The sequence below is a fragment of the Pedobacter sp. AK017 genome, from assembly GCF_014200825.1.
Classification (GTDB): domain Bacteria; phylum Bacteroidota; class Bacteroidia; order Sphingobacteriales; family Sphingobacteriaceae; genus Pedobacter; species Pedobacter heparinus.
Genome location: NZ_JACHCW010000006.1, coordinates 189,631 through 215,209, shown reverse-complemented (window position 1 = coordinate 215,209; position 25,579 = coordinate 189,631). Strand labels below are relative to the sequence as shown.

The following is a 25,579-nucleotide window of genomic DNA, read 5'->3' as shown; positions in this document are numbered from 1 at the left end:
TTATATCCTCGAATTGATGATGTGGTTATTGTGAAAGAATTTAAGTAATTTTGTATTATGACAACATTAACAATAGACGTTTTAAACGATAAGGCTCTAAATCTATTGAAAGATTTAGAACAGCTTAAAATTATACGTGTTCGAAAAGATAAGAAAGTAGTCAATTCAAGTTCTGAAAATTTAATCACTAAATATAAAGGAGCAATGACTGCCCAACCATTAAGCGAAATCGAAAAACAATTAGACGATTTACGAAACGAATGGGAATAAATTATCTTTGGGATACCAATACAGCTATTTATTATCTTCAACAGCTTTTTTCTAAGGAAGCCGAAGATTTTATGGATGGCATCCTTAAAGAATCAATTCCTGCCGTTTCTGCTATTACGGAAATAGAGCTTCTATGCTGGAAAACAGCAACTAATAAAGACCTTACTGTACTAAAAAATTTCCTGGCAGATTCCATAGTCTTCGAGCTGGAACGAGATATTAAAAACAAAACGGTAGAACTCCGTAAAGCTTATACCATTAAATTACCAGATGCAATTATCGCTGCTACAGCACTGGTAAATGAGATTACTTTAATCAGCCGAAATGCCAAAGATTTCAATAAGATAAAAGGGTTAGATTTAATCAATCCTTTCGATCTTTAATCAGCCATTAATTGGGCAGCTATTCCTACCCCAACCCAAACTCCTCATCCAACATTTTTAACATTCTTATCAGTAATACCCGTACCGTCCTCGCCGTACTCTGCACCACCTGCTTATATTTGGTTTCAAAACTTCCGGGCGAAATACCATTCAAACCCGTTCCCGGAGTTTGAAAGATTCCTGCCAGAAAAGCAAACAGCTCCGTCTTTACCCCTGGCTCGATTACTTTAGCAGTAATTAGCAACTTGAACAGATAAGCCAGAGCATCTACACTTAAAGGGGTATGGATCTTATATACAGGTAGCTGCGCCGTGACCGTTCCTGCTCCACTTCCTTCTACCCTAGCTTTTACCGTCTGCGAAGCTCTGAATGCTTCCATTTCTGCCTTTCTGCGCTGCTCAGCTACCCGTTGCCGCATGTCTAATTCCGATTGTACAAAAGCGTGCAGCACGTCCCTGGCCCGGCTGCGCCTATGGTCGTAGCAGAAAACGAATTTACGGTACGGGCGGCTGGCCAGGTCACGCTCCAACCGCTCCAGGTATTTCAGTTGGTCATTTTCTTCTACCATCCCAACCAGGTCATCTACAACCACTTTTTTATAATAAGCAATAAAAGCCTCTGTATTATAGTTCCGTTCCACTAAAAAAAGCAACAAATCTGCAGTAATGCAAGACTTATGTGAGCGCTTGCAAAGCTCCAGCAAACCTTCCTGCAAAGCCTGCACATAAACCATCCGTTCATAAAAACAACGACTGCTTTTTTGCACATCAATCATGCAGGTCAGGATTACCTGCTGAAACTTCGCCGACACGCTAAGCATATCAAATAATACCTGGACAGCTTTCATCCCCGATGTTAGCTTTAACTGTTCGCTGCGCAGGTGTCGCAACGGCATCAGAATGTCAAACTCCAGATATTTTGAATAATCGCCCAGCAACTGTCCCACAATCTGGTCCAGGCATTTGATCACCGCAAGCCTCAGGGTTTCCATCTCTGCTGCCAATACACCCATTTTGTCAATTTTGTCCAGCAGGTAAATGCATTCCTTATGAATTTGTTGCAGCTGCCGGCAAATCATGGTTTTATTAAACAAATGACTGGTAAAAAAGTGCAGGGCTTCAAACATTTCCCTGGTAATCTCTGGCATGGTTTGCAACCATACCTCAATCTCGTGTGGGCTCATCTGGTGTTTTTCGGAATCCATAACATTCAATACCAGTTCGCGAAGGGTTTTGGTAGTATGCGTTTTCATGGCACAATCCTCCCTAAATAAACGCTGTCGGCTATTTTTTTGCGGTTTAAAGACGTTAGCCCCAAATAAACCTCCAGGGTTTTACCAACCAGCGCCGGTAAAAACTGGTACACCAAACGTTCATCTATGCGCTTAACCCCACCAATAAAGCCATCGGCCAGCTTCAGCGCGGGGCAGTACAACATCAGCATCAGCTGGTCATCAAAGGCAGCCCTTGCATCGGTGTTGTGTGCCCAGGTCAGGCCAATCACATCGGGGGCCGTTAAGGCCATCACCGGATTATTTAAGCCCGGCAAATCCCCGGTACTGATTACCATTTTGGTATAATCAACCCCCAAATTGGGATAAACACCGGTTACAGCCTGATGAAAATTGCGCGAATAAGCTGCATTTAAAGCCGTTTTGGCAATGGCAAGGTTGGCAAAGCCGATATTTACATAAGGATGGAAGGGCACCAGCAGGTTGTTTACAAACTTCATCTTTTCCTCATTGGCAAGCCTGGCGGCCGACCGCGGGGCAGGATCAGTTTTTTGTTTGGGTGCCTGACGGATGTAGGGGATCCCCATCCAGGTGGCCCCTACTATTGCGCCCAGTTTTCCGGATAAAGGGCCGAAAATCCCTTTCTTTAATTTTGCCATAGTCTTTTGTTTTTTATAAGGTTTATGATAATTGCCATCTGTAGTTCACAGGGTGATGGCCTGCTGTTCTGCCGATCTGAACAATCGCCCCATACCCGGATCAGCAAGGCCTTCCAAAGGCCATGACTGTCCTACGCAAGGCCTTTGAGAGGCCTTGGATACCCGAATGAAAATCCTATTAATAATACACTGCAACCGAGGGTGCCCTCAATAGGGCAGTTCCAGCGCATACCTGGTCAGGTATTGCCCTGCTACCGCATACAAGCTGCTCCCCAATACCTTAAAACTGCTTATGGGTACATCCTTGTACCTGGGCAGGTAAAACGAATAACGGTACACCTGTTTCTCCAGATCGTATACATCTATTGCTGCACTTTTCCTGAAAAGCGTCAGGTCTTCACCTTTACCCATCAGTTTCGATTGCACAAACAAATATTTGCCCTGGTTTGAACAGTTTGCATTTACCATCAGGGTGGGTGAGGCAAAAGTGAAAGACTTTTCGGAGCGCAGCTGATCTACCTTAAAGCGGGCCGAATCAATCGGATCTATGGTCTTTATTTTCTTCACCAGGTTCAGGTTGGTATCTATCAGCAAGATCTCGTTGCGGTAATGGTACACATAGGTCAGCATTTGCAGCTGCCGGTTATACCTCAGCATGCCATCTGTACAAAACAAACCATCTACCTGCTTTTCAAATATCCCGGTATTGCTCTTGCTTTCTCCGTTCCCTTTTACCTTGCGCAAACTGTTGGCCCGGGTATCCGTATCTATAAAACGGAAAAACATCGTTTGTGTGCCCAAAGGTTGTACCTGTGCAAAATAAGGCGCTTTTATCCCATACACCGATGCCTTCCAAACACCCGTACTGCCTTTCAGGATGCTGCGTTCCAAGCCATTGTACAGGTAAAAAGAGCTGGAATCTACATAAGCCTTATAGCTGCCCTTTAACTTTACCTCCTGCCTGTTCAGCTCAAGGCTAATGCTTACCGTATCCTTTAGCAAAGGGCCAACCTTCAGCAAATGGCCAATGGCCGTTCCGCTGGCCAGGTAAACGGAACTTCCGGCCTCACCGGCCAGGTAATACGAATTGTATTTTATATCGATGGCCTTATGGCCTTTAACCACCCCAAGCAGGTTCCTTTTAAAATTATAGGTAGCAGCGCGCTGTTTAAGCGCATAGCGGATAGTTAAATACAGGATAGGTAAAGATGAAAGTACAGCAACAATGATCAGTAAGTAGTAGAATTTTTTCATAGGCTAATGGATTACAAGGTTTGGAATCAACAGCCCGCCAAACCATTAGGTTCGGCGGGCATGTACAGCTATCAAAAACTAGTTTTGTCTGTACAGTGGGATGGTACAAAGGCCAGTCTCTGTATCCTGCAGGTAAGCATCGCCACCGGCCAGCAACTGGCAGGCATTGCCTGTGTAGTTTACATCACAGGTACCAATTACATTGCCTGGGGTAGTACACTCACCCTGGTCGTTGTAAGGCGATCCCAGTAAAACACTTGTTGTTGGTTTTGCCGTGGCAAATACAGTGCTTGCGACACATACGGCCGCAATAACGAATGTGAAAAATTGTTTTTTCATTTTTTGAATGATAAGATTAATGCCTACTCTCTTGTATCCAGGCTTTTCGGCTTCCACCTGTTCAACGCGCATTGAATATTTTTAGCACACCTCGTCGTCATGCCTAAAGCGGTCGTCCTTAACACACCCCGTCATCCTGAGGGAAGCGCAGCGACGAGGGATCTCTTGAACTATGCCTAAACAAGAGATCTCTCCCTGCGGTTCGAGATGACGTGACGTACCAGCATCACGAAACCGGCGGTAAAACCCCAGCCACAACCCAGCAATCCCCAATCCCACAAACCCTACATTAAACCACAAATGTTCCGACCATTGCATCTGCTCCAAAACACCACCACAATGGCAAACCGGCCTGTCACTGAACTTCAAGATCACTATGATGTACAAGCTAAACATGATCATCAAGCCATAACTGGCCCAAAGGGCTGGCAGTAAGGTCTGCCTAAAAGCCAAACCTATAGCAATCAAGATCTCAATAGCAGGGATACACAAGGTAACCAGCAAAGTAAAATCTGAAAGTATAGGCGACTGCCCCAGCTGCACTTTAAACTTCTGAAAGTCCCAAACTTTGCTAAATGCTGCGTATAAAAACAGCAGGATAAACAGATACCTGATGGCGTCAATCAATAACATAAGCCAAAATCGTTTTGTGTTCATACCCAAATGTAAAGCGTATGGAAGCTCCAAAAAATTGACAAATATCAAAATCGTTACAGCCTTAACCTGCTCAATGTTTCAGGCGAAATCCCCAGATAGCTGGCAATGTGTTTTTGTGGAAAATACTGTTCAATGCCCTGGCCAAATATTCGCTTAAACTCTTCATAACATGCTTTTGCAGGCAATTTTAGCATTTCCATTTTTTCCTGTCCATCCTTTTGTCCGTCGGCCAGTATGTTATTGGCCAGCGTTAAAGTTTCCGGTGCCGATAGCTGCAGCAGGTTAAAATTTTCCCGGGTAAAAGGTACTATTACTGCATCTTTAGTTATTTCCAGGTAACAATTACCAGGCTGTCCTTCAAAAAAAGCAGTCGGGTCCAGCATAATCTTTCGGGGCTTAAAAAAGTCTATGGTACGTTCAAAGGGCAGGCCTTCCTTGTCGTACAAAATCTTATACGCACGTCCATAACCCATATCCAGCCAAAAGGCCGTTTGTAAAATGTCACCAGGTTTTGCAAGCAATAATAGTTTAGGTAAAGTATCGGCATTAAGCATGGGTATAATGCCTGCACTAAATGCAGCAGTCAGTTCCGTTTGCATTTTACTTTTCAGGTAGGCCAATAGCCTGCCAACCGGGGTCCCGGTATTTTCAGTGTTCATAAGGTAGATGTTTGAGTGGTTAATTAAGAGATTAATTCAAATAATGGCTAACATTCTTTAATGGATTTAATACGCATTTGACTCCGAAAGCTGGGGTATAAGAAATGCAAAAAGCCGCTAACAGCGGCTTGCAATTGTATTCAATAATAGATATTGTGCTTATTTCTTCATGCGCTCTGTCTGGAGCTTTAAAAGTTCAGCAGGAAAACCAACTTTACTTAGAGTTTTCCGGGACTGTTCAGCTTTCTTTAAAACGTAAGGATCGTTGCTATACTCTCCAACATTGGAACTTATAGTTCCTTTAGTTTGTCCTAAATAGATTTTTTTTTCCTTTACTTTCATTGTTACCCCCTTATTACAAATATAATTATTATCTAATCAAACCTATAAATATTAATAATTAATTAATTTAATATCTTAATGACTACAAAATGTTGACTTTTCTTCCAAAATATTGTATTAATTCCATTATGTCAAAGAACTTTCCCAGCTGTTCCTGGCCAGGGTTTTATCAGTAATCTTTTTCCAGTTCGGTGATAAAGCCAACCACATCCATTACTATGGCGTAGTAAACCAGGTCTTCAGGGTCCTTTTCCGGTTCAACGGTAACCAATATCGCAAAGGCCAGTTCCATGGCCTTTACCAGTTCTCCGCTTTGCTGGTATTCCCTGGCCCGCCGCATCAGCACTGTGCTTACTTCTCTTATCCCTTCTTTTGCAATTTCATTTAACTCACCCCAGCGCTGCTGATAAATGATCAGCCCTTTCAGCAGGTAAACTGTTTCCGCGTAACTAAAGTCTAAAAAACGGAATATCATTTTGTGCAGCAAGATCCGGTCGTCCAGGGCATATTCACGAAGGGTAAGCAAATGCCCTTTTTCCGGCAATTCTGCAAGTACCTTTTCCAAAGCAGCAATGTATGGCAGTATGTTCATTTATTCAGTGTTTCCCTTCATGATATGGTATCCTGCTGTGCCGCCAATCAGCCAGGCAAACAACATGTTCAGGTCAATTTCCATCACATCATCCAGCAGTTGAACTTCCATTTCGGCTAAAAAAGCATCCAGGCCAAACTCTGCCATCATCTGTATTTCGCGAAGGTCTCCGGCTGTATTTTTTAATGTGGTAGATACCACTACAATGTTATCACCATGCAGGTCGATCTCAATACCGTCGGCAGTTGTAAACTGGTTGGCATTTGCCCAGAAACGGGCCAGTAAAATATTTTTGTCAATCATAAGTTCAATTTGTTATACACTTTATCATAATTTTTCTGCCTGTATTTCCAATATTTTGATGTGATGCGAAGTAAAAAAACCGGGAGCTGCTTACACCCCCGGCTCCATTATAAACCCACCCGTTTATGAAAGGAGAGACATTAATTTTACCTTTGTTCAAAACAAGCCAGCAATCTTTTCTGCAAGCCCATCACTTCTATATTGCTCATCCTCAATTTCTCTTTCAGCTCCTCATTCTCCTGATGCAACACAGCTTCTTCTTCGTCCAGCAACCAGCAAACCTTTACCTTCAGTATAGTAGCAAGCAGTTTTAAGCGGCTCAACGTCAATTCGGTTTGTGCACATTCTATTTTCGAATAAGCCGGAACAGAAATGTCCAGCTGCGCTGCCATATCGCTCTGTGTCCAACCCCGATTTTTCCGTAAAGCCCTCAGCTTTTGGCTGATGTTATTTACTGCTCCGGACATCTTCACCGTTTAACCAACAATTCTCATCCCACATATGGTCGCAATACCGCTCCGCATCTGTCCTTTCTTCATGCTGTTTCAATAACCGATTACGTAAATGCTGTTGTTTTTTAACAGAACTCTGCTCATCAATCATCTTGGTGATAAAATCAAAGGCTTCCTCCATAATGCATTGAAAAGTGTAACCCTCATCATATACATTTTCCATTGCCGGCTCAATCACCTTTAGTATCGCAAAAGCGATATCCATGGCTTCATCTATCTTACCATCAGCACTGCAGCTTGCAGCCCTTAAGAGCAAAGCCGCTGTAATTTTTTCTACTTCATCCTCACTATCCTCGGTAATGGTATGCCCACCGTTTTTTTCATTCTGGATAAAGCCCTGCAATAAAGCTATAGTCTCAAGATAATCCAGCGGAACAAAACGCGCTACCATTTTATACCGTAAGGTTTCATCATCAACCGCATATTCCCGTAGTGTGGTTAAATGCCCATTGTTTGGCAATGCCGAAAGCACCTTTTCCAATACGGGGACATGCCGGTCAATATCATACCTAACTGGCCTTGCCATGATACATTTCATTTTTTCAGATCCCATTAATTTCAAATTTTATTATAAAAGCATTAAATTCTTCTTTACCACCCCGGCTTTCAGCCATCCAGCGTGGGTATCAGGTCTATGATATCATCGTCAAACATTTTCCAGAGCAGGTCATTTGCCTCTTGTCTGGAGATGCCTAATCCTGCCATCAGGCTCTCGGTATCCAATACCGGTTCCTGGTTAAAGGGTATCATTTTAGTTTCTTTCATAATTCATTTTTTTTTAAGAAGCTGGAACAGCACGCTCATTTACTGCTCCGGACATTCTTAGCTTAACCACCTAGAGAGTGCTAATCCAGGTTATTTTAATTCAATTTTAAAGGGGATTTCCTCAGGTGGAAGACATTGACTTTCATCACAAGCCATAAACTCCACCATACCGGACAAGATTGTTTTCACGCCTGGCTTTTTCATCCTAACAACCTGCACAAACTCCACCTTATCGCTATAACTCCACACCTCCACACCAAACTCTTTTGAATGCTCCTTATGCAGCTTACCTAACTCAGTAGTCTTTCCACCCAATAGTATCAAGGGGTTCTTAGCAAAAGTCACTTTCGTAGCCAAAGGCCCACCATCAGGAGTGTTCTGGCTATAGATATGCCACCCCTTCTTTATTACCGCAGCCATATTCACTTCATAAATACTCGGAGATTTTTTCACGGATGTAAAACTCCACTTTACAGGTTTCAATATTTGTGCTTGCATTGTTACACCAAGCAGTACAAAACCCAGAATTATAAATAGAACTTTTTTCATAACCTAGAAGTAATTAACCACACTTATTCCAAATGGAGCTGTCCCTGTTGTGGTCCCAAACACTCCGCTAATAACCAATGCCACATTCCTAAACTTATTAGCAGATGTTGCGCTGAAATTAAAGGTGGTTACTAAAGCATCCGTATCTACTCGTCTAACTTGAAAACTGTAAGCAGTGGAAGTTAATCTTGCCGGATAAGCCTTAAAAGCAGTGATTCCTTTATAGGGCAAATTATCGACTTCATTAGTTGTTACTGTTGATAGCTTTACTTTCAATGCCGGACTGCCTACCGACAAGTTTACAAAGCGCACATTAACCACACTATCTTCCGACGGTACTTTAACTTGGTCTGTTCTTATGAATGGGTAGTTTATCTCTTCCCTAAAAATAGTATCAGATTGCACGGCTGTCCCTGTTAAATACATCGTATATACCTTCGATTGCAAATTAACGGTATTATTAAATAATACTTTTGTAGTATCTAATGCAGAAACTACATGCAGGCTTATCAAACCAGTTGTGGTATAGTAGAATTCTCTCGCACCGTATGCAACCTGCTGTGTGATATTCTTCCAACTGATAGCTTTTCCAGTAATATTCATCTTTACATTTGGCACGTCAGTTATTGCATTTATTACTGTGACGGTTGCTGTAGTAGGTTTGGTAGTGTTAAAATCTTTACATGATGTAAAAGCGATTGCCGCAATAAAGAGCAACTTATATATCCTTTTCATATTTATTCAATTAGTGGTAATTTGTTGTTTCAAAGCTTGATCGATTTGGTCTTCTAGACCTTTGGCATTTCTAAGAACAGGATAATCAGACGAAAATATTTTACCATCTTTTCCAATCAACAATGGTCTTGGATATGATTGTATTCCATAATGTTTAATGATTTCGTGATTATATCCCTGTCCCCCAGTATATAAACTAATGACATTCTGTGAGACTGAAGGTCCTGTGTATTTGCCATCTGCAATACTTTTTTTCCATAGATACTTAGTTTTATCAATAGAAACTGTTACGAAGACGACTTCATTATTATTCCTATATTTGTGTTCAAGCGGTTTCAAAATGCTTTGATAGTAATTAGAACAACCACCACATCCGGTATACCAGAAATCCATAAATACAACTTTACCGCGAAGGTCTTCAAGGCGAACAATTTTATCGTTTATATCTGGTAATGCGAATTGATAAGCCAATACACCTTTGCCATTTCTTCCAATATTTTTTAGTAGTTGCTGACATTCTTTATCCTTAACAAAGGTAATGGCATCATTTAATAGACTATCTCTGTTTCTTATTTGCGGTAAAAATCTTTTAAAATAATAAGTAATTAAATAATCTCGTAGTGAACTTGAATACATATCTTTAATATGTTGATATGCATTTGTATGTCCGACTTCATGTATAGATTTCTCTACCAATAGATGTATATAATTTGTGGGCATCAGGGCAATTCTCTCATCAGCTGGCTTTAATCCAGCTAAACTATCATCATATAATTTTTGATACTTGCTTATCTCGTCTTTTACAGTCTCCTTATCATTGGCTGAGAGCCTGACATTCAAATCTCTCTCTATATTTTCAATCGTTGCTATCTTAAAATTGTAAATATTATGGTTTACATCTGCAATAAGCTTGAGTTTTAGCAGCTCAAAGGTCTCTATTGGAAGCTTACTCTTATATTTATCTAAAATTTTACTTTTAAAAAGTAAAATTTTATAACGATTGCTAAGAATTTGTGACATTGCTGTGCTATTGGCATAATAATGATTTTTTACGCTTTCCAAATTCAGTTTCGTTTCCCTAATATTATTTACGTTATCCTTTTCAACAACTGGAACAGTAAGAATATCATTACTATCAAGTTCATGGAGAAACTGGTATTTTGCAGCACCAGTGCCAGCAAAAAAGATTTTTCTAAAACCTTCATGCATCAGCATTACTGTGTCATTGGATACAAGGCCGTTAACAGCTTTTTTAGGCATTTTTAAATATGTGCCTAATCGCATAGCTATATCATCTCCTGGCATCACTATAAAATCATTTAATATTGGTGTTCCTGTCCACTTAGGATTAGCATTTTTTAACGTTATATTATGAGGTCTTGAAAGTCCATTAATTGAGAAACGAAAATTTTCTTTCACAACTTTAGCTATCATTGATTTATATTTATATTGAAATGGGATGGTATATATCTCCAAGATTAAGGAATCAGGAATATCAACTGTATCTACGTAACTACCTTGTATTGTTATAACGCCATTATTTTTTTCCTGTGCTTTCAAGTGAAATGAAAAGCATAGTATTATCAGTACTGCTATGCAGTTTTTATAATTTAAATTCATGTACCATATTTATTTTGTGAATTGATTGTGCCTATCTTGGATTCTGAGCAATTCCGGTTAAATTGATTACATCATTTGGAATTGGAAGTACGTACCGCGGATCATTGGGTGCTAAGCTATACATTACTCCATTTACAGCTCTAGATAATGTAATGTTTTGCCCTTCCAAGTTTAATCGTCTCAAATCAATCCATCTCAGCCCACGAAATATCAGTTCCTTTCTTCTCTCCAAAAGAATTTTGGATAAAGCCTCTTGACTATTGTTAGCAGTTTGATCAATATAGGATGTAGACCCATCTGGATTTTTTTTCCATCGAGTTCTTAATAGGTCGTTTAGATCCTTCATAGCCTCGGTGGTTTTCGAAGCTCTTGCATTACATTCCGCACGGATTAAATACAATTCATCGGTTGCAAGACCACTAAACCTCGTTCTAGATGCGTAACTTCCTTTTACCCTACCAACATCAGAGAAGAATAATAACTTCCTAAGATCATTCCCGTGATACATTTGGAGTATTGAAGGTTCTACTTTATATCCACTATTAATTCGAATGTTTGTTAAGATTTGATTAGTTGTTAAGAGATTACTTTGATAAAGAACTTCCTGATTTAGAATATCAAAAGGGAAGCTTGCTGTAATCGACAAACTGTTATAATCGATCAATTTATTATAAAAAGCCAAGGAACTGTTTGCATACAATCCTGCATTTTGATAGTCTCGCATGCTTAAATAAACTCTAGCTAATAAGGCTTCAGCAGCCGATTTTGACGGCCTGTTCCTATTGGTTAATTGGAACACTTCTGGCAATAGGTTTATGGCCTGTTTTAAATCCATTATTATTTGATCATATGTTTGTTTTACGGTAGATCGAGTTGTTGCATCATCAATACCTGATGTTAATCGCAAGGGAATGCCATATGGATTTATGTCGGCATCGCCTCCATAGGCAGGAGAGAAAACTTGTGCAAGGTTAAAAAAAGCAAAAGCTCGAAGAAATAGTGCTGAACCTTTGATTGTATTCCATTGCCCTTGATTGGCATTTGTAATACCTATTTTGTTGACACCTTCAAGTGCCACATTTGCATAGAACACTTGCTGATAAGGAAAATTCCAATCAGGAACTGATTCTACCCCGGGGAAAATATCTTTTGCCCAAACATAGGCATTCCTTTCATACACATTCGTTGGGGAGGATAGATAGGATACTTCATTTATTTGATAGTCGTCGGTTGAGATTTCTCCTAAGGCTGGACATTCATTAAAAATAAACGTTTGATCTAATAACTGCTGGAAATCTTGTAATGTTGAAGGTATAACCTTTGTAGATATTGGCTTTTTTTCTAAAAACTCTTTTTTACAACTTGAAAACCCAAATGTTAGTAAAAGAAATATAATAATATGGAAATCTTTTTTCATGTCTAATCGATTTAAGTTAAAAATTAGCTCTTACACCAAATGCGTAGGTTCGTGGTAGTAATTCTGAAATATAATCAGGGTCAAAGTTTGAATTTGTAGCCTTCCAAATTACACCCAAATTATTTACATATCCGTATACCAAAATATTACGAACTAACGAGAGTTTACTTTTTAGATTCGGAATTTGATAGCTAAATTTAATATCTTGAAGACGTATATGATCACCTTTTTCAATATTTACTTCTGAATACTGATAAAATTGGTCTCTATTTGAGGCTGCGCTTGGAGTTACAAATGATGGTACAGTTGTATGAAGCTCATCCCCAGGCATTTTCCATCTATTTGCATATAAATCGTCATTTCCACCTTCCGCGACACCTGACAGAATTTGTGAATAACTAATTGAGGGTTTTCTAAAAAAATAATTGAAACTAAACTTTACATTTATAGATAATTCGAACTGTTTCCAGATTAAGCTATTACGAAAAGCACCAAAAATAATGGGTCTACCAGCCCCATGATAATTGAGGTTATCAAGGTTTGTTGAACTCGAAAAGCCAGAATAATCTTTACTGACTCTTCCATCCAAAAATCCTTGTGGATCCCCATTTATTGGATCTAACCCCGCCCATTTATAACTATAAACACCAATTACCGGATTTCCAATAATTGGATTTAATCCGCTACCAACAATGCTAGAAATACCATTTATTTTTAGGTCGTATTTTGTCACCTTATCCTTCGCATAGCTAAATAAAAAATCTGAATTCCAGGAAATAGCACCATTGATGTTTACTGTATGGAATATAAAATCTACACCTTGTCCTTCTGTACTTGCAGTATTACCAGTAAAAGTTACAACACCAGTCGTTGGGTCGATTGGGCTTGTTCCAATAAGGTCCCTACTTTTCTTCTTGTAATATTCTATAGTTCCACTGATTCTGTCATTTTTACTTTTAAAATCAATAGCAATATTGGTATTATTGATCCTCTCCCATCTCAAAGACGGGTTAGGTGGATTGTCTATAAATAAGATAGGGGCATTATATGCATTGAGAACGCCGGTATTAGTGACAGTTGTTACTGCTGAAAGACTTCTATTTAAGTTCCCGTTATATCCAGTAGTCAATCGGATTTTCAAATAAGGTATTGCACTTAAGTTATAAAATGATTCTCTACTTAAATCCCAGGAAGTTCCAATGGACCACAGAGGTACTCCACGTTGATTTGCCTTAACTCCAAACAAGTTAGATTCATCTTTTCTTATACTTGCTGACAGAGTATATTTTTCATTATAAGTATAAGCTGAATTAGCAAAATAAGAGATGTTCCGATCATATGACGCAGATGTCGGATTCAAATTTGGGTTTGTAATTTTTCCCAATGCAGAGAGTGGTAGCGTTGGGTAGTCTGCAAAATAATTTACCATTACTCCTGCTTCCATTTCTTCATTATAGCCGTATTGACGACTTCTCTCCCCATAACTATCTCTTTTATTTACCTCCATCCCACCAACTACGATCAATTGATGTTTAGCATTCCAATTCTTTTCATAATTCAAAAGACCCCTTAAATTCTGTGCCTCAAAAAAATTGTTATTTTTATCTAGAATTCCACCTATGGGAATCGCCCTGGTTACTTCACCTCCGGAAATAACTTGACTGAACTTATTAATTTGGTTCCTGCTAAAATAGCTATTCACACCATTTAGCATTTTGGTTTCGGAAATGTCTTTGTTATATTGATAGTTTACTTTTAAGCTTAAACCGTCTATAATTCTAAAATTCAAACCAGCGCTGATTCGATAATCTGTAAGTTGATTTGTATTATCACTAGCAGAAATCTCGTCATATGGACGATAATACCAATCCAGTAATTTAGTGTTTGAGAGACTCTCCAAATAACTTGATCGATAATCTATTGGGACAGACAATCCTTTGCCATTATCTCCAACCAATTTGAGATAAGGGTAGGGCGCATAAATGTTTGCAATTCCATTAGTTTGTATATTATTTTTCGAAAAATATATACCGCTTGTGAGTTCTAATCGTTTATTGAAAAGGGAATATGTATTATTTGCATTTAAAGTAATTCGATCAAATTCATTCTCTTTTACATTTTTTAAATCTTTGTCATACCCGGCCGAAAAAAAGTATTGTTGATTTTCACTACCTCCAGAAAAATTCAAGCTATGTTGTTGACTTACACTTACTCGATAAAAGTGATTATTTAAATCGTTTCGGGTATCCGTATTTCTTAAGATATCCAGTTGATTTAAAGTTTCCTGATTGGATAATTGCTTATCTCTCCGTTTAATCAATAGCTCTACAACTGGTGATAAAACGGGTTTAAGTGCACTGTTTTCAAGGGACGAATAGTATCCAGTGTTAAATAGATATTCTTCAAACTCAATATAGTTTGAAGAGCTTAACCGTGGCTGATAATACAAATCCGGTTTTTCTCCAACAGTCACATTGCTATTAATGGCAATACTTAGAGGATTATTGTACTTTCCTTTCTTAGTTGTAATAACAATTACCCCATTGCCTGAATAAGCCCCCCATATGCTTGCCGCAGCCGCATCCTTTAAAACAGTAATGTTCTCTATATCATTTGGGTTGATGGTACCGATATCTCCTGTGTATGGAAAATTATCAACAACAATTAATGGTTGAGTATTAGAAAAAATTGTACTTCGTGTTCTAATACTAATAGCAGGCTCATTGAAATTCAGGCTAGGACTTGGATTAAAAACCAAACCACTCGTTACTCCATCCAACCGATCTAAAACATTGACACTCACCTTTCTGTTCAGAAGCTTATTGTCTATCTGTACAAAACTTCCAGTGCTCCTTTCTTTATTCAACTCCTGATACCCTGTATTATACACTACCTTCACCTCCTCCAACTCCCCAGTCGCCACATTCAACTTAATCTCCAACGGCATCACCGCATCCTTCAGCACAATCTCCAAAGTCTTAAACCCCACATAACTCACCAACAACACCGCATCTTCATCTACGCCCTTGATCTCAAACTCACCATTCTGGTTAGTATTCGTAACAGCACTTTTCCCTTTTACCCGGATACTTGCGTTTGGGAGTGGTTTCCCATCCTGGTCTGTTACACGGCCTTTTATGGTAAGGTCCCTCACCACGTTCGAAATGACGGAATTAAGCTTGTCTAGCAGGGAAGGGGATCTTTCTTTTATAATTATGGTTTTATCCTCTATTTCGAAATCCAGCTGCTGATCAGCAAGAATCTGTGGCATGGCCTCTTCAAGAAGTACATTATTTAAGGCTATTTTTACGGGTTTCGCTTTGCTTAGTTGTGCAGATTGGTACAATACCTGAAAGCCTGTTTGTTTTTTAATCTCGGTAAAAATAGCCTTCAGGCTTATTGGATTGCCTTTTATAGTGATACGCTGGGCCAGCGTTGTTGCACTGACCTGCATAAGGGATGCTATTAATATAACGGTGGTTAGTCGCATAACTAGCAATATTTTATGGTATAGCCGTACAGGCCTACCAATTCGTGGTTTAATATCGTACATTTACGCTATAGTTTGGTTCTTGCATCATGCCCCTGTCGTCGAAAACCAGGCATGTTGCGGTTAAATAGTTGATATTTTTATTGGCTGATGCCAAACTTCAACCAGGTCTTCCAAAGGTCTGGTTGTTTTTTATACCCGGTTAAGGATCGTTTTTACGGCAGTAATCGAATCTCATCATTCTCTTGGCTTTTTTAATTGGTTAATATTTAATGTTTTTGTTGTATATAAATTATTTACCTGTTACCGTTACACTTTTCCCTTCAATTTTAAAATGTATGCCACCCGTCTTTTCCATTTTGTTCAGGATTTTTGAAATGTTGTCGTAGCGTGATACCCCACCCCCAAAGAGTCTGGCTTTATCCACATCCTGATAAATCACCTCTACATCGTACCACCTGGCCAGTTTTCGCATAATGCTTTCTAAAGGCTCGTCGTTAAAAATAAATTCACCGTTTTTCCAGGCTATGGCTTCACTGGCATCAACCTGTTTCAAAACCAGCTCGTTATTTTCATTCAAAACGGATTCCTGATTGGGTTTGAGCACAGTACCCGGATAAACAATTGCCCTTTCGTTTGGCTTTTTAGGCCGCGCCCTGGTAGAGGTTACAGCAACACTGCCTTCAAGCAAGGTAGTTTTAGTGCTGCCTTCTTCTTTGTAGGCACTGATATTGAAATGCGTTCCTAAAACTTCTACAACTTGCCTGCTGGTTTCTACAATAAAGGGTTTCTCCTTGTTTTTCGCCACCTCAAAATACACCTCTCCATTTATTAGCAAAATTTTGCGTTCCTTACCAATAAACTGTGAAGGGAAAGAAATTTTTGTGTCGGCATTTAGCCAGGCACGTGTGCCATCGGGCAAGGTGATTTGGTAGGTACCGCCACGCGGGGTGCTTAAACTCGTCATCTCTACAGAGCGAAACGACGAGAGATCTCGCCCTTCGGTCGGGATGAGGGTGTTGTCGTTATATTTCAAACTGTTCGCATCAACAATTACCCCGGTTTTAACATCGCTTAGGATTATGGTTTTACCATTGGCAAGGGTTAGGGTTGCGGTGTTTTTACCCGGGGCAATGTCGTTTGTATAGTTTGTAGCTCCTTGAGCAGGTTTAGGTTTACTTGGCGCTTTAAAAAAGAACACGCCAAAAACAATGGCTGCTACCGCAGCGGCAGCAATTGCAATACGTGGCCATATTCTGTAAGACTTACTCTTAACATTTACCACAGCCATTTCCGACAGCAAATGATCCAGCATCCTTTGCTTTACAACCTCCGGACCACCAGAATCATCCGACAGCAACAACAAATCATCCAAATGACTGTTTTCCCAATCATCAAGATATTGTTGTTCAACATCAGTCAGTTTGCCATTTTTCCATTTATAAGCAAGCTGTCTTAAATACGTCCTGTCAAAGTTCTCTTCCATTTCGAATGCCATTTCCTATATAGACGGCAAAAAAAGGAAGAACCCTACATTGGTATTAAATTATTTTTAAGAAAATTTTAATTAAAGTTGCCAATTACAGCCAAAACGGTATTCCCTATAAATTAGGATTAAATTTCGCAATTGGTTTTGGAAGGAAATATCCCTTAATTAGCTCCTGAGATCTAATGCATAGTTGAATATGGAGTCTAGATGTAATTGACGAGCCCTCAAATGCAGGATCTCCTTCTGGAAAGGCACAGCGGATGCTATCATAGGGTTCTTTATTATTTGCAAGATTAGATTGATGAATATAATTGATTACATCACAATCAAGAGCCCTATTCTTTCCTTTATTAACTGGCATGGCATAGCCTGCCATTGCCATAACTTTAGCTAACCCATCGTGCGCCTCTGTCAGGATTTCAAGTGATTCAGTTTCTACAAGATTAAGGCATTTGCCCAAATCAATTACAGCACCAATTACAAAAGGTGTTTTAGCAGCTTGTTTATTCCTTTGCACACCCGCTGCATTTTCAATTGCATATTGTAACGCTCTTTTCGGATCATCTTCCCAGAAATAAATACCCTCTCCTAACCAATCCCATTTATTGCTACTTGGTTTAAGTTCATCAGTTCCATTGATCAAACGCAATCCAACTTCTTTGTCACAGCTATGATAGCCAATGATATAACCAGATGATATGCTTGGCATAGTTATTTTTTAGAAATAGCTTTTTTGGTATAGGCACTTTTCGAACCGGTAGCTTTTACAGGTGAACCTACTTTATCATTGCTTACCAATTGTCTTACTGAAGTCGCGTTTCCATTCGAGTCATCCATTGATCTGGATTTCCCGAATTTTATGCCACGATAAGTTATTTTACTTATAATTCCGGCCTGACGTAAGAATTCGATAGCAGCCTTCTTAGATCTGGATGCCTTTTCCGTTGCGTCTTTAATAACGCGGACTTGATCGTTGATACTTCTTGTGGTCATTTTCAATGTTTTATATATACAAATATACTAATTTACAAATAAACAGGATTAAAGTTTGGTCTGGTATTTAATTTCAAAAGGTTAAATGTTACATGCCCATTAAAAAAACAGCAATAGGGGCAGTAACCGCAATATTTTTTCTAATGCCTTTAAAAGCCCTTGTTAAATGTGCCTCCACTGCCTTTTCCGAAATATTAAGTGCTGCCGCAATCTCTTTATTATTAAAATTTTCGTCTCTGCTCAATTTGTAAATGATCCGACATTTTTCCGGCAATTGTCTCACAGATTGTTCAATCTGCTCAATCAGTTCTTTTTCTAAAAGCTCTGCATCAGCACCAATCACATCCGGAACAATTTCTTCAAGATCAGCCAACGTTTCCTTGCCTGTTTTTAATTTACGGTGCTGCCCCGCAAACATATCATATACCCTGTACCTTACCGCCGCAGCCAGATAGGTTCCCAACGTATATTTAAGTTCTAATTTCTCCCTAAGTTTCCAAAGTTTCAGAAAAACATCTTGCACACATTCTTCTGCTTCTTCCAGATGCTCCAACCTATTCAATGCAACAGCCAGCAGTTTATCCCAATACCGATTATAAATCTCGGTCATAGCTTTTGGCTCGCCACCCCTTAACAAAGCCGTCAGTTCCTGATCAGTATAAGTACTGTAAGCACCCATTTCCCTTTAGTATTTCCCAGTATTAATTTACGAATAATAAATGCAATTCTATACATTTTTAACCAAATAAACCAAATGGTGTACTTTTGACACTCAAGCACTTAGCCACAAAACAGGCCTTGAGGTTTATTCAAAGCCTGTTTTTAAAAGAAAATAAATTTCATCGGGCAAAGCGCATAGTGGCTCCCCAAGGCTATCTGCCTGTTTATATGCATTAAAATTGTATATTTGTAAAAATTTTAAGTCATGCTACTTTTTAAACATATCCTTCAAACCCGGAATAGCCAGTCTTATTGGTTAAAGGGGATGGGTATGAAATAGCTTTCCTGCGCATCCCAGATTCATTTTCAACAAAATTCAATTTACTAACTCATTTCATCAGGCCACAGGCCCCTTGAAATACAATATATATCCTTATGGACATTTTATACACTGTAGACGAAAAGTACTTACAGGCCGTAGAAGAACTTCATTATGGGGAGTTGCCAAAAGCACTTCACTTTTTTAACGAGATTATAAACACAGATCCTGATTATGCCAGGGCATATTATCAGTTGGGCTGCATTTATTATTATCATTTTAAGAACTACCAGACAGCGGGCTTTTATTTTAAAAAGTGTACCGGGCTTGACGCCGAATTCCCGGAAGTATACGAACACTATTTAAAGCTATTGATCACTTTAAAGATGCATAAATCTGTTCAGCAGGTTGCCGAAAAAGCACTTGGTGTTCCGGGAGTATGCAAAGCAAATATCTATGAAAGTCTGGGCTTATACGCCGAAGAGAATCAAAACTTCGATCTGGCCAAAGCGCAGTACGGGTTGGCCGCAATGGCCACGTCCTGTCAAACTGATCATACCCTATATGAAGAACACTTAAAGCGCATCGCGAATAAGCTTAAGGCCAATAACCGCGTACTTTACACCTACGAGGGTAATTGACAATGTCAATTACCCTTTTTTAATTATTGATTTATCTCCTCTTTATTATATTTTGCCAGCAAACTGGATGGTACATTTTTATGACCAGGTCTAAATATATTCCTATCCCCAGCTACAATAAAACTTCTTTTGGCCCTGGATACTGCTACATATTGGGCCCCATATCAAAAAAATAACCTGATTTTACATCATTATTATATACCGGTGAAAAAATAACAATGTCTTTTTCAGCACCTTCAGAATGATCTTCTGCTAACTTATCACAAATATTGAATTTTTACACAATATATTGCTAATGGCTATGGTCTTCTGCAAGATAAGGGGGCGGGCAGTACTTAATGGCACCCATTATTTGATATTCCCGTCTTTGCGACAAATTTTATTGGCAGTAACTTCGCCAGTCTTCCCGTTTAATCTCAAACCAATCGCAATCAATTTCTTCATGACTGAGCTGGCCGGTAATGACGAGGCCTGATTTTAACAAAGCATTTTTTGACGCCAGATTTTCTACATTGGCCATGGCATATACCGCATCAAGCTGCAATTCATTAAATGCATAAGTTAAACTTGCTCTGGCAGATGCTGTAGCAAAGCCTTGCCCCCAATACCTTCTAAGCAGCCGATATCCAACCTCATAAAAGTTAATATGGCCATTTACTTCTTCAGTCCTGAACTTTAAACCTCCCCACCCAACAAAATTATCTGTGCTTTTGTCAACAATGGCCCAACGGCCGATACCATAATCAAGATATTGTTGCCTGATGTTTTTAATCTGGTTGATGGCCTGATCTATAGTTTGAATAGGAGACTTGCCTAAATAGGTATGCACTTCGGGGTCCGCATCCATTTCAAACATTGCCGGAGCATCGTTTATAGTAATCTCCCTTAAAATGATGCGGTCAGTTTCAACCATAATCCTGTCTGAGATCCCTTTTTCCATTTTTAATATTATTGACTATATAACACTACCAAATTTTCCCATTCCTCTTCAAGCGAAACCTGAGTGCTAGGCTTCCCTGCCCTGTTGTACCAGTAATCAGCATTCCAGAGGTCACCCTCCTTAAGGTGAAACCGACTCTTTTCCGTGATCTTCATTTATGATGGAATACCTTTCTGCTTCAGCGTAATCAAAAATTATCCGTCAGTTATCACTCATCTCAAAACATTGATTTTCGTCACAATATATTGCTATATATCAATATCTTACAAAAAATAAATATCGCATTTTCTGTGGTTCGACAATTCAAATCTGTATAGATTCACCTAAACTAATCTTATAATTTATGACAGAAAAGAACAGCCGTTACATTGATCCGCTCACCGATTATTCGGTAGCTTTTATTGACTTTGGTCCTCATGAGCTCGCCTGCGTCTCGGTTATTCGGTAGCTTTTATTGATTTTGGCAGGTACAGCCCTACCGACGTCGAGTATTTCACGTCATTTCGAGGAAAGCGAAGCGACGAGAAAACTCTTGAACTATGCAAATCCACGTTAAAGCATGCTCAAACAAGAGATCTCTCCTGTCGTCGAGATGACGTAATGACTGAAGATCATGGATAGAGGCGGCTGCATATACATCATGTCCAATCTTGCCAGAACAACATTTTATATCGGTGTCACTTCAGATTTATACGCCAGAATACAGGAGCACAAAACTAAAAAGTATCCCAATTCATTTACTGCAAAATATAAATTACATTTTTGCATTTACTATGAAATGCAGCCATCAATTGAAGAAGCAATAGCCAGAGAAAAAGAGGTCAAAAAATGGAGTAGAAGCAAGAAAATTAAACTGATAACTACATTGAACCCTAAATGGAATGACCTTTGGGAGGAGATACAGCAATGGTAACTTATTTACAGGCTACTTCAAGAGATCTCTCCTATCGTCGAGAGGACGCTTCAGAAAACAAAAATGATTATAAATTTTTAAAATTGCGGAGATGAGTAAAATGACTAAAGAAGAACGTGAATTGTACGACTCAGATGTGAAAGCAAAATCTGATTGGAATGCGGGTATTCGTTACGCAGAAAAAAAGGCAAAGGAAGAGGGCAAGCTAGAAGGTAAGCTGGAAGAGAAATTGGAAATTGCCTTAAAAATGAAAGCGAAAGGCACAACCAAGGAAGATATTGCTGAAACGACTGGTCTTTCTATTGACGAAATAGAAAAATTATAAATTTTATAACAATTGGAAAAACTTCAAATCGCATAACCAAGGAAACCAGCTTACTTTATCTCATCTTTAATATATTTTGTAAGCAAACTGGATGGCACGTTTTTGTTACCAAGCCGAAATATGTCCTTATCCCCAGCTACAATAAAACTTCTTTTGGCCCTGGATACTGCTACATTTAACATATTGGGGCCCATATCAAAAAAATAACCTGATTTTACATCACTGGTATATACCGGAGAAAAGATCACAATATCCTTTTCGGCTCCTTGTAAGGAATGTACAGTACCGTATTGAAATAATGAAGGCTGTAAGCCATTTAAATGCATGGCCTCTGTTAAAAACCTTTTCTGAGCGCTGAAAGGGGTAACGATTCCAATCAGATCATGGAGGGCTTTACGTTTAACTTTTTCAGGGCTTTTACTTTCTTTCAGCTCTTTACTGTAAATGAATTCAACGATTTTGTTTTCATTGGCTTTAAGCCATTTGATGATACCTTGCGCCTCTGCCCGGTTAAATCTGCTGGTACCAGACTTATCGGATTGCCCGGCAATTTTTAAAAAGCCCATGGGTGGCAGGAAGTCAGATTTTTCGTACCTCAGGCTGGAAAGCGGCTCCAGCTGATTGTTGTAAACCAGCTCATTGCAAAACGCAATAATTTGGTTGAGGCAACGGCGGTGTTCTGTAAGCAACAGCCCCCGGTCCTTTTTGCTGTAGGCAAAACTGCAGCTCTTTTGAGCAAGTTTCATCAAACTTCCGTTTGAAGACATATAGCCTGAAGCCATCAATTGCTCAATTCTGTTGTTATCTCCTTTTGTTATCAACTGGTTTCTTAACAGGTTGCCTTCATCGGTACGTCCGTCAATATTCCAGACCGGTTCAATTTGATAGTTATCTCCTACTACCAATGCTTTCTTGGCCAGGCTAAAGGATGGGGCACCAACTTCCGGACTTACCTGCCCTGCTTCATCTACAATAAGCAGATCAATGAAATCGTATAAGTAGTCAATCTGCCTGGAAGGATATCTGGTATACTGCATCATTTTGGGCAGCATGTGAAATGTGGATACAAAGCAAGGTGTGAGCATGGCAAAACGGTGTAACCTGTTCATTGTACCAGCTTCTGTATTCTTCCAGTTAGAATCATCCTGAAGTGCCGATGAGGTTTCTTCAATCCACCTGGATTCCCAGTAATGTACGGCAAACAGGAAGTTCTGGTATCGGATTTTGGTATCCAGTTTATCCAGAAAGCGATCATCTTCGGTATAATCGTCTATATAAAAATATTCATTTTTAAGTCCTTCTGTTGAATTCAGCCATTTGAAGAAGGATTTATAGTGTGAAAAAGCTTTTTTTATCTTTTCAGATTTACCTATTAAAATGGGTTGAAGCGTACTAAAGGAAGAAAAATCCCAGGTTGAGGTATCAAAAGAACAATCTGCAAATATGGATTCATAATATAATTTGCGTTGTGTTTTGACTGGTTTTAAAAAGGACAGCAACCAAAAATAAAAGGGTTCTTTCTGCCTGGCTTCCACAAGCTTTGTGATCAGCTTGCTGACATCCGAGATTTCCCTTTCAAAAAACTGGTCATTAACTCCTGAGAAATCTTTCCCTTCGTATGCTGCAGCATCATAATCAACCAGCAAATGATAAACCGATTTGAACTGTTTCCAGACTTTAAGTCCTTCTGCAATCAATTCAGATGATTTTTTAATCTGCTTTTGAAGGTATTTCTGCGAAGTGGTAATGTCGGTAAAATCAATGCCGCTGAAAGTTGACAGTTTTTCGAGGAACGAGGCTCTGGCGGTTTGCAGGTAAACTTCGTTCTCAATTTCAGTAAGTACGCTATCCCCTTTTTTAGAACTATGGTACATCCAGTTCCGCTCCTTCGATTTCTTAATCTTTTCGGGATCGCCGGAAACCATATATAAAGCAAATGAAGTGATATCTGGCAGCCATCTTTGTTCAAGCAAAGTTCCGGAATTGCCTTTGGAAAAGCTGTCAATGATATTCGTAATGGCCTGGTTGTTGGTAGAACTGGCCACGGTGATCAGCGGGTTTTGCCCGGTCATGGCAGACTTAACGAAATTATCGGCAATAACAGATTGGATCAATGTAGTTTTTCCTGTTCCGGGAGGGCCATTAACAGCCAATATTTCACCGTGTTTCAGATCAAAATTATGGGCCAGACTTTTACGTTGCGATGGTGATAAACCAAAACCATTGTTCATTTGCCCCAGGTGGCCTGCTGATCTGTTAAAAACTTCATCTTTTGTATATTGCTGGTTAAGAACGGGGCGTGCTTCTTTAATGATTGTTTTCAACAGCCTTGGAAAGCTGGATTGTTTGATCAGGCCTCGGTACAGCTCAAGAATATGATGTGATGCACCTTTAACCAGTTCATCGGGTATAAAAACCCATTGGTATTTTACTTCAAAGAATTCCTGGGCTTTAAAATCCTGGATGTCTGTGCCGGTAATATAATTGAAAATTTTATTGAGCGATTGATGGTATACTTTCCAGGTATCGGTGCTCAATTCTACTTTGGCTAGTGCCTCGTCTACCTGATCTACATTTGAAAATACAATATCCCTGTAAGAAACGGGGTCTAATATCTTTCTTGGGATCAGGGGATACATGTCTTGCCTGGGTTTCAGTTCATTTTCAGAACTCAGCAGTGCAGGTATCCAGAAAGGTGATATTTCTTCTTCGTTGGCTTTGGGAATGGCATGGTTTAACCGCGGAACAAGTGACAATGGCGAGATGAGTATTTCTTTATCCAGAACCTGGCCTTCTTTAAGGGCTTCCAGTTCATTTTTTGGCCAGAGTTCTTTAAATAGTTGATCAGGAAGCGTTGCTTGCTCAAAGTTATAAGCTTCAGTTTTGTATTTGGCATCTATTTTTGAAACATCTACATTGATGCTTTCAGCATCGGCCAAACTATCACGCCAGTATTTAATCCATTTTAATATGTCCATTCATCTTGCGTTAGGGATTCTTAACTAATGCAAAATAAGAAATGATTTGAGTTTCTGCTCTATCGATGGTGTTTTAGACTGTTGATATGTAGCGTTTATTCCATCCCTCTCGTTTATATAAAAACACCATTCAACCATGAAGAATTAGTTACCTATACAAATAATCCTCAACCGGTCATTTACAGGTACAAAGTTTCTGCTAAAGATCTGGAGCTAAATCCCCCTTGCATTGAAGGCTGTGGCTTTAAATTTAAGCGAAAGTGACCTTATGCGGTATTATTGACTATATAACACTACCAAATTTTCCCACTCCTCTTCAAGTGAAACCTGAGCGCTAGGCTTCCCTGCCCTGTTGTACCAGTAATCAGCGTTCCAGAGGTCACCCTCCTTACGGTAAAACCTACTCTTTTCCGTGATCTTCATTTATGATGGAATACCTTTCTGCTTCAGCGTCATCAAAAATTATTCGTCAGTTATCACTCATCTCATGGTTGCTGCCACAGGTTAGCGTCAATTGTAAATGTTTAAATAAATTATAAAAATG

28 protein-coding genes are annotated in these 25,579 nt (G+C 39.3%); 5 read left to right on the top strand and 23 right to left on the bottom strand.

Going from position 1 to position 25,579, the window contains the following annotated elements; all coding sequences use genetic code 11:
* Positions 1-57: 57 nt before the first annotated feature.
* Entirely contained in the window at positions 58-270 is a 213-nt protein-coding gene (locus HDC92_RS10695) for a hypothetical protein (RefSeq protein ID WP_183874348.1), read from the top strand.
* Positions 261-653 carry a type II toxin-antitoxin system VapC family toxin gene (locus HDC92_RS10690; protein ID WP_183874346.1) on the top strand — a complete coding sequence of 131 codons (393 nt, stop codon included), beginning with the start codon at positions 261-263 and terminating at the stop codon, positions 651-653. The genes HDC92_RS10695 and HDC92_RS10690 overlap by 10 nt, the downstream gene beginning before the upstream one ends.
* Before the next feature lie 25 nt (positions 654-678).
* Here the strand turns inward: HDC92_RS10690 and HDC92_RS10685 are convergent, their stop codons facing one another.
* The 21 genes from HDC92_RS10685 to HDC92_RS10585 form a co-directional block, all read right to left on the bottom strand.
* Entirely contained in the window at positions 679-1,905 is a 1,227-nt protein-coding gene (locus tag HDC92_RS10685; RefSeq protein ID WP_183874344.1) for a hypothetical protein, read from the bottom strand.
* Positions 1,902-2,543 (bottom strand): DUF6266 family protein, encoded by a 642-nt coding sequence (locus HDC92_RS10680; protein WP_183874342.1) that lies wholly within the window; start codon positions 2,541-2,543, stop codon positions 1,902-1,904. Before HDC92_RS10680 ends, HDC92_RS10685 begins: the two co-directional genes overlap by 4 nt.
* A gap of 207 nt (positions 2,544-2,750) precedes the next feature.
* Positions 2,751-3,797 carry a hypothetical protein gene (locus HDC92_RS10675; RefSeq protein ID WP_183874340.1) on the bottom strand — a complete coding sequence of 349 codons (1,047 nt, stop codon included), beginning with the start codon at positions 3,795-3,797 and terminating at the stop codon, positions 2,751-2,753.
* Between the two features lie 78 nt (positions 3,798-3,875).
* Positions 3,876-4,136, bottom strand: coding sequence for a hypothetical protein (locus HDC92_RS10670; RefSeq protein WP_012781251.1), 261 nt, complete (start codon positions 4,134-4,136; stop codon positions 3,876-3,878).
* An 81-nt stretch (positions 4,137-4,217) separates the two neighbouring features.
* Positions 4,218-4,769, bottom strand: a complete 552-nt coding sequence (locus HDC92_RS10665; RefSeq protein WP_183874338.1) for a MauE/DoxX family redox-associated membrane protein — start codon at positions 4,767-4,769, stop codon at positions 4,218-4,220.
* A 77-nt stretch (positions 4,770-4,846) separates the two neighbouring features.
* Complete coding sequence (locus HDC92_RS10660) at positions 4,847-5,452, bottom strand: Crp/Fnr family transcriptional regulator (RefSeq protein ID WP_183874336.1); 606 nt, start codon at positions 5,450-5,452, stop codon at positions 4,847-4,849.
* Positions 5,453-5,611: 159 nt separating this feature from the next.
* Positions 5,612-5,794: a hypothetical protein gene (locus tag HDC92_RS10655; RefSeq protein ID WP_183874334.1), complete on the bottom strand. Its 183-nt coding sequence runs from the start codon at positions 5,792-5,794 to the stop codon at positions 5,612-5,614.
* A gap of 169 nt (positions 5,795-5,963) precedes the next feature.
* Positions 5,964-6,386, bottom strand: coding sequence for a hypothetical protein (locus HDC92_RS10650; RefSeq protein WP_183874332.1), 423 nt, complete (start codon positions 6,384-6,386; stop codon positions 5,964-5,966).
* Positions 6,387-6,689, bottom strand: coding sequence for a hypothetical protein (locus tag HDC92_RS10645; RefSeq protein ID WP_183874330.1), 303 nt, complete (start codon positions 6,687-6,689; stop codon positions 6,387-6,389). It abuts the gene before it with no gap.
* A gap of 146 nt (positions 6,690-6,835) precedes the next feature.
* The gene (locus HDC92_RS10640) at positions 6,836-7,156 is read right to left on the bottom strand and encodes a helix-turn-helix domain-containing protein (protein ID WP_012781080.1); all 321 of its coding nucleotides are present in this window, start codon (positions 7,154-7,156) and stop codon (positions 6,836-6,838) included.
* Complete coding sequence (locus HDC92_RS10635) at positions 7,137-7,754, bottom strand: hypothetical protein (RefSeq protein ID WP_183874328.1); 618 nt, start codon at positions 7,752-7,754, stop codon at positions 7,137-7,139. The genes HDC92_RS10640 and HDC92_RS10635 overlap by 20 nt, the downstream gene beginning before the upstream one ends.
* A 53-nt stretch (positions 7,755-7,807) precedes the next feature.
* Positions 7,808-7,966 carry a hypothetical protein gene (locus tag HDC92_RS10630; RefSeq protein WP_183874326.1) on the bottom strand — a complete coding sequence of 53 codons (159 nt, stop codon included), beginning with the start codon at positions 7,964-7,966 and terminating at the stop codon, positions 7,808-7,810.
* Between the two features lie 90 nt (positions 7,967-8,056).
* Positions 8,057-8,515, bottom strand: a complete 459-nt coding sequence (locus tag HDC92_RS10625) for a protein-disulfide reductase DsbD domain-containing protein (protein ID WP_183874324.1) — start codon at positions 8,513-8,515, stop codon at positions 8,057-8,059.
* 3 nt (positions 8,516-8,518) lie between these two features.
* Positions 8,519-9,250: a hypothetical protein gene (locus HDC92_RS10620; protein WP_183874322.1), complete on the bottom strand. Its 732-nt coding sequence runs from the start codon at positions 9,248-9,250 to the stop codon at positions 8,519-8,521.
* A gap of 6 nt (positions 9,251-9,256) precedes the next feature.
* A complete protein-coding gene (locus tag HDC92_RS10615) occupies positions 9,257-10,810 on the bottom strand; it encodes a TlpA family protein disulfide reductase (RefSeq protein WP_183874320.1) in 1,554 nt (517 codons plus the stop codon).
* A gap of 91 nt (positions 10,811-10,901) precedes the next feature.
* Positions 10,902-12,287 (bottom strand): RagB/SusD family nutrient uptake outer membrane protein, encoded by a 1,386-nt coding sequence (locus HDC92_RS10610; protein WP_183874318.1) that lies wholly within the window; start codon positions 12,285-12,287, stop codon positions 10,902-10,904.
* A 16-nt stretch (positions 12,288-12,303) separates the two neighbouring features.
* Positions 12,304-15,777, bottom strand: coding sequence for a SusC/RagA family TonB-linked outer membrane protein (locus tag HDC92_RS10605; RefSeq protein ID WP_183874316.1), 3,474 nt, complete (start codon positions 15,775-15,777; stop codon positions 12,304-12,306).
* Between the two features lie 292 nt (positions 15,778-16,069).
* The gene (locus tag HDC92_RS10600) at positions 16,070-17,275 is read right to left on the bottom strand and encodes a FecR family protein (protein WP_255484506.1); all 1,206 of its coding nucleotides are present in this window, start codon (positions 17,273-17,275) and stop codon (positions 16,070-16,072) included.
* Between the two features lie 103 nt (positions 17,276-17,378).
* The gene (locus tag HDC92_RS10595) at positions 17,379-17,975 is read right to left on the bottom strand and encodes a hypothetical protein (RefSeq protein WP_183874313.1); all 597 of its coding nucleotides are present in this window, start codon (positions 17,973-17,975) and stop codon (positions 17,379-17,381) included.
* Positions 17,976-17,977: 2 nt separating this feature from the next.
* Positions 17,978-18,259: a hypothetical protein gene (locus HDC92_RS10590; protein ID WP_183874311.1), complete on the bottom strand. Its 282-nt coding sequence runs from the start codon at positions 18,257-18,259 to the stop codon at positions 17,978-17,980.
* A gap of 88 nt (positions 18,260-18,347) precedes the next feature.
* Positions 18,348-18,938, bottom strand: coding sequence for an RNA polymerase sigma factor (locus tag HDC92_RS10585; RefSeq protein ID WP_183874310.1), 591 nt, complete (start codon positions 18,936-18,938; stop codon positions 18,348-18,350).
* Positions 18,939-19,354: 416 nt separating this feature from the next.
* On the opposite strand from HDC92_RS10585, the gene HDC92_RS10580 reads away from it, so the two are divergent.
* Positions 19,355-19,879, top strand: a complete 525-nt coding sequence (locus tag HDC92_RS10580) for a tetratricopeptide repeat protein (protein WP_183874308.1) — start codon at positions 19,355-19,357, stop codon at positions 19,877-19,879.
* A gap of 379 nt (positions 19,880-20,258) precedes the next feature.
* Here HDC92_RS10580 and HDC92_RS10575 read toward each other — a convergent pair whose 3' ends face one another.
* Complete coding sequence (locus HDC92_RS10575; RefSeq protein ID WP_183874306.1) at positions 20,259-20,819, bottom strand: GNAT family N-acetyltransferase; 561 nt, start codon at positions 20,817-20,819, stop codon at positions 20,259-20,261.
* 613 nt (positions 20,820-21,432) lie between these two features.
* On the opposite strand from HDC92_RS10575, the gene HDC92_RS10570 reads away from it, so the two are divergent.
* The gene (locus HDC92_RS10570) at positions 21,433-21,732 is read left to right on the top strand and encodes a GIY-YIG nuclease family protein (RefSeq protein WP_012781061.1); all 300 of its coding nucleotides are present in this window, start codon (positions 21,433-21,435) and stop codon (positions 21,730-21,732) included.
* A gap of 91 nt (positions 21,733-21,823) precedes the next feature.
* Entirely contained in the window at positions 21,824-22,057 is a 234-nt protein-coding gene (locus tag HDC92_RS10565) for a hypothetical protein (protein ID WP_183874304.1), read from the top strand.
* Positions 22,058-22,107: 50 nt separating this feature from the next.
* On the opposite strand, the gene HDC92_RS10560 is transcribed toward HDC92_RS10565, so the two are convergent.
* Positions 22,108-25,035, bottom strand: a complete 2,928-nt coding sequence (locus HDC92_RS10560) for an AAA domain-containing protein (RefSeq protein WP_183874302.1) — start codon at positions 25,033-25,035, stop codon at positions 22,108-22,110.
* Between the last annotated feature and the right edge of the window lie 544 nt (positions 25,036-25,579).

Bases quoted from the DNA above. Each gene is read 5' to 3' on its own strand.
- HDC92_RS10695 (WP_183874348.1), top strand. From the start codon at position 58: ATGACAACATTAACAATAGACGTTTTAAACGATAAGGCTCTAAATCTA.
- HDC92_RS10690 (WP_183874346.1), top strand. From the start codon at position 261: ATGGGAATAAATTATCTTTGGGATACCAATACAGCTATTTATTATCTT.
- HDC92_RS10685 (WP_183874344.1), bottom strand. From the start codon at position 1,905: ATGAAAACGCATACTACCAAAACCCTTCGCGAACTGGTATTGAATGTT.
- HDC92_RS10680 (WP_183874342.1), bottom strand. From the start codon at position 2,543: ATGGCAAAATTAAAGAAAGGGATTTTCGGCCCTTTATCCGGAAAACTG.
- HDC92_RS10675 (WP_183874340.1), bottom strand. From the start codon at position 3,797: ATGAAAAAATTCTACTACTTACTGATCATTGTTGCTGTACTTTCATCT.
- HDC92_RS10670 (WP_012781251.1), bottom strand. From the start codon at position 4,136: ATGAAAAAACAATTTTTCACATTCGTTATTGCGGCCGTATGTGTCGCA.
- HDC92_RS10665 (WP_183874338.1), bottom strand. From the start codon at position 4,769: ATGTTATTGATTGACGCCATCAGGTATCTGTTTATCCTGCTGTTTTTA.
- HDC92_RS10660 (WP_183874336.1), bottom strand. From the start codon at position 5,452: ATGAACACTGAAAATACCGGGACCCCGGTTGGCAGGCTATTGGCCTAC.
- HDC92_RS10655 (WP_183874334.1), bottom strand. From the start codon at position 5,794: ATGAAAGTAAAGGAAAAAAAAATCTATTTAGGACAAACTAAAGGAACT.
- HDC92_RS10650 (WP_183874332.1), bottom strand. From the start codon at position 6,386: ATGAACATACTGCCATACATTGCTGCTTTGGAAAAGGTACTTGCAGAA.
- HDC92_RS10645 (WP_183874330.1), bottom strand. From the start codon at position 6,689: ATGATTGACAAAAATATTTTACTGGCCCGTTTCTGGGCAAATGCCAAC.
- HDC92_RS10640 (WP_012781080.1), bottom strand. From the start codon at position 7,156: ATGTCCGGAGCAGTAAATAACATCAGCCAAAAGCTGAGGGCTTTACGG.
- HDC92_RS10635 (WP_183874328.1), bottom strand. From the start codon at position 7,754: ATGGGATCTGAAAAAATGAAATGTATCATGGCAAGGCCAGTTAGGTAT.
- HDC92_RS10630 (WP_183874326.1), bottom strand. From the start codon at position 7,966: ATGAAAGAAACTAAAATGATACCCTTTAACCAGGAACCGGTATTGGAT.
- HDC92_RS10625 (WP_183874324.1), bottom strand. From the start codon at position 8,515: ATGAAAAAAGTTCTATTTATAATTCTGGGTTTTGTACTGCTTGGTGTA.
- HDC92_RS10620 (WP_183874322.1), bottom strand. From the start codon at position 9,250: ATGAAAAGGATATATAAGTTGCTCTTTATTGCGGCAATCGCTTTTACA.
- HDC92_RS10610 (WP_183874318.1), bottom strand. From the start codon at position 12,287: ATGAAAAAAGATTTCCATATTATTATATTTCTTTTACTAACATTTGGG.
- HDC92_RS10605 (WP_183874316.1), bottom strand. From the start codon at position 15,777: ATGCGACTAACCACCGTTATATTAATAGCATCCCTTATGCAGGTCAGT.
- HDC92_RS10600 (WP_255484506.1), bottom strand. From the start codon at position 17,275: ATGGCATTCGAAATGGAAGAGAACTTTGACAGGACGTATTTAAGACAG.
- HDC92_RS10595 (WP_183874313.1), bottom strand. From the start codon at position 17,975: ATGCCAAGCATATCATCTGGTTATATCATTGGCTATCATAGCTGTGAC.
- HDC92_RS10590 (WP_183874311.1), bottom strand. From the start codon at position 18,259: ATGACCACAAGAAGTATCAACGATCAAGTCCGCGTTATTAAAGACGCA.
- HDC92_RS10585 (WP_183874310.1), bottom strand. From the start codon at position 18,938: ATGGGTGCTTACAGTACTTATACTGATCAGGAACTGACGGCTTTGTTA.
- HDC92_RS10580 (WP_183874308.1), top strand. From the start codon at position 19,355: ATGGACATTTTATACACTGTAGACGAAAAGTACTTACAGGCCGTAGAA.
- HDC92_RS10575 (WP_183874306.1), bottom strand. From the start codon at position 20,819: ATGGAAAAAGGGATCTCAGACAGGATTATGGTTGAAACTGACCGCATC.
- HDC92_RS10570 (WP_012781061.1), top strand. From the start codon at position 21,433: ATGGATAGAGGCGGCTGCATATACATCATGTCCAATCTTGCCAGAACA.
- HDC92_RS10565 (WP_183874304.1), top strand. From the start codon at position 21,824: ATGAGTAAAATGACTAAAGAAGAACGTGAATTGTACGACTCAGATGTG.
- HDC92_RS10560 (WP_183874302.1), bottom strand. From the start codon at position 25,035: ATGGACATATTAAAATGGATTAAATACTGGCGTGATAGTTTGGCCGAT.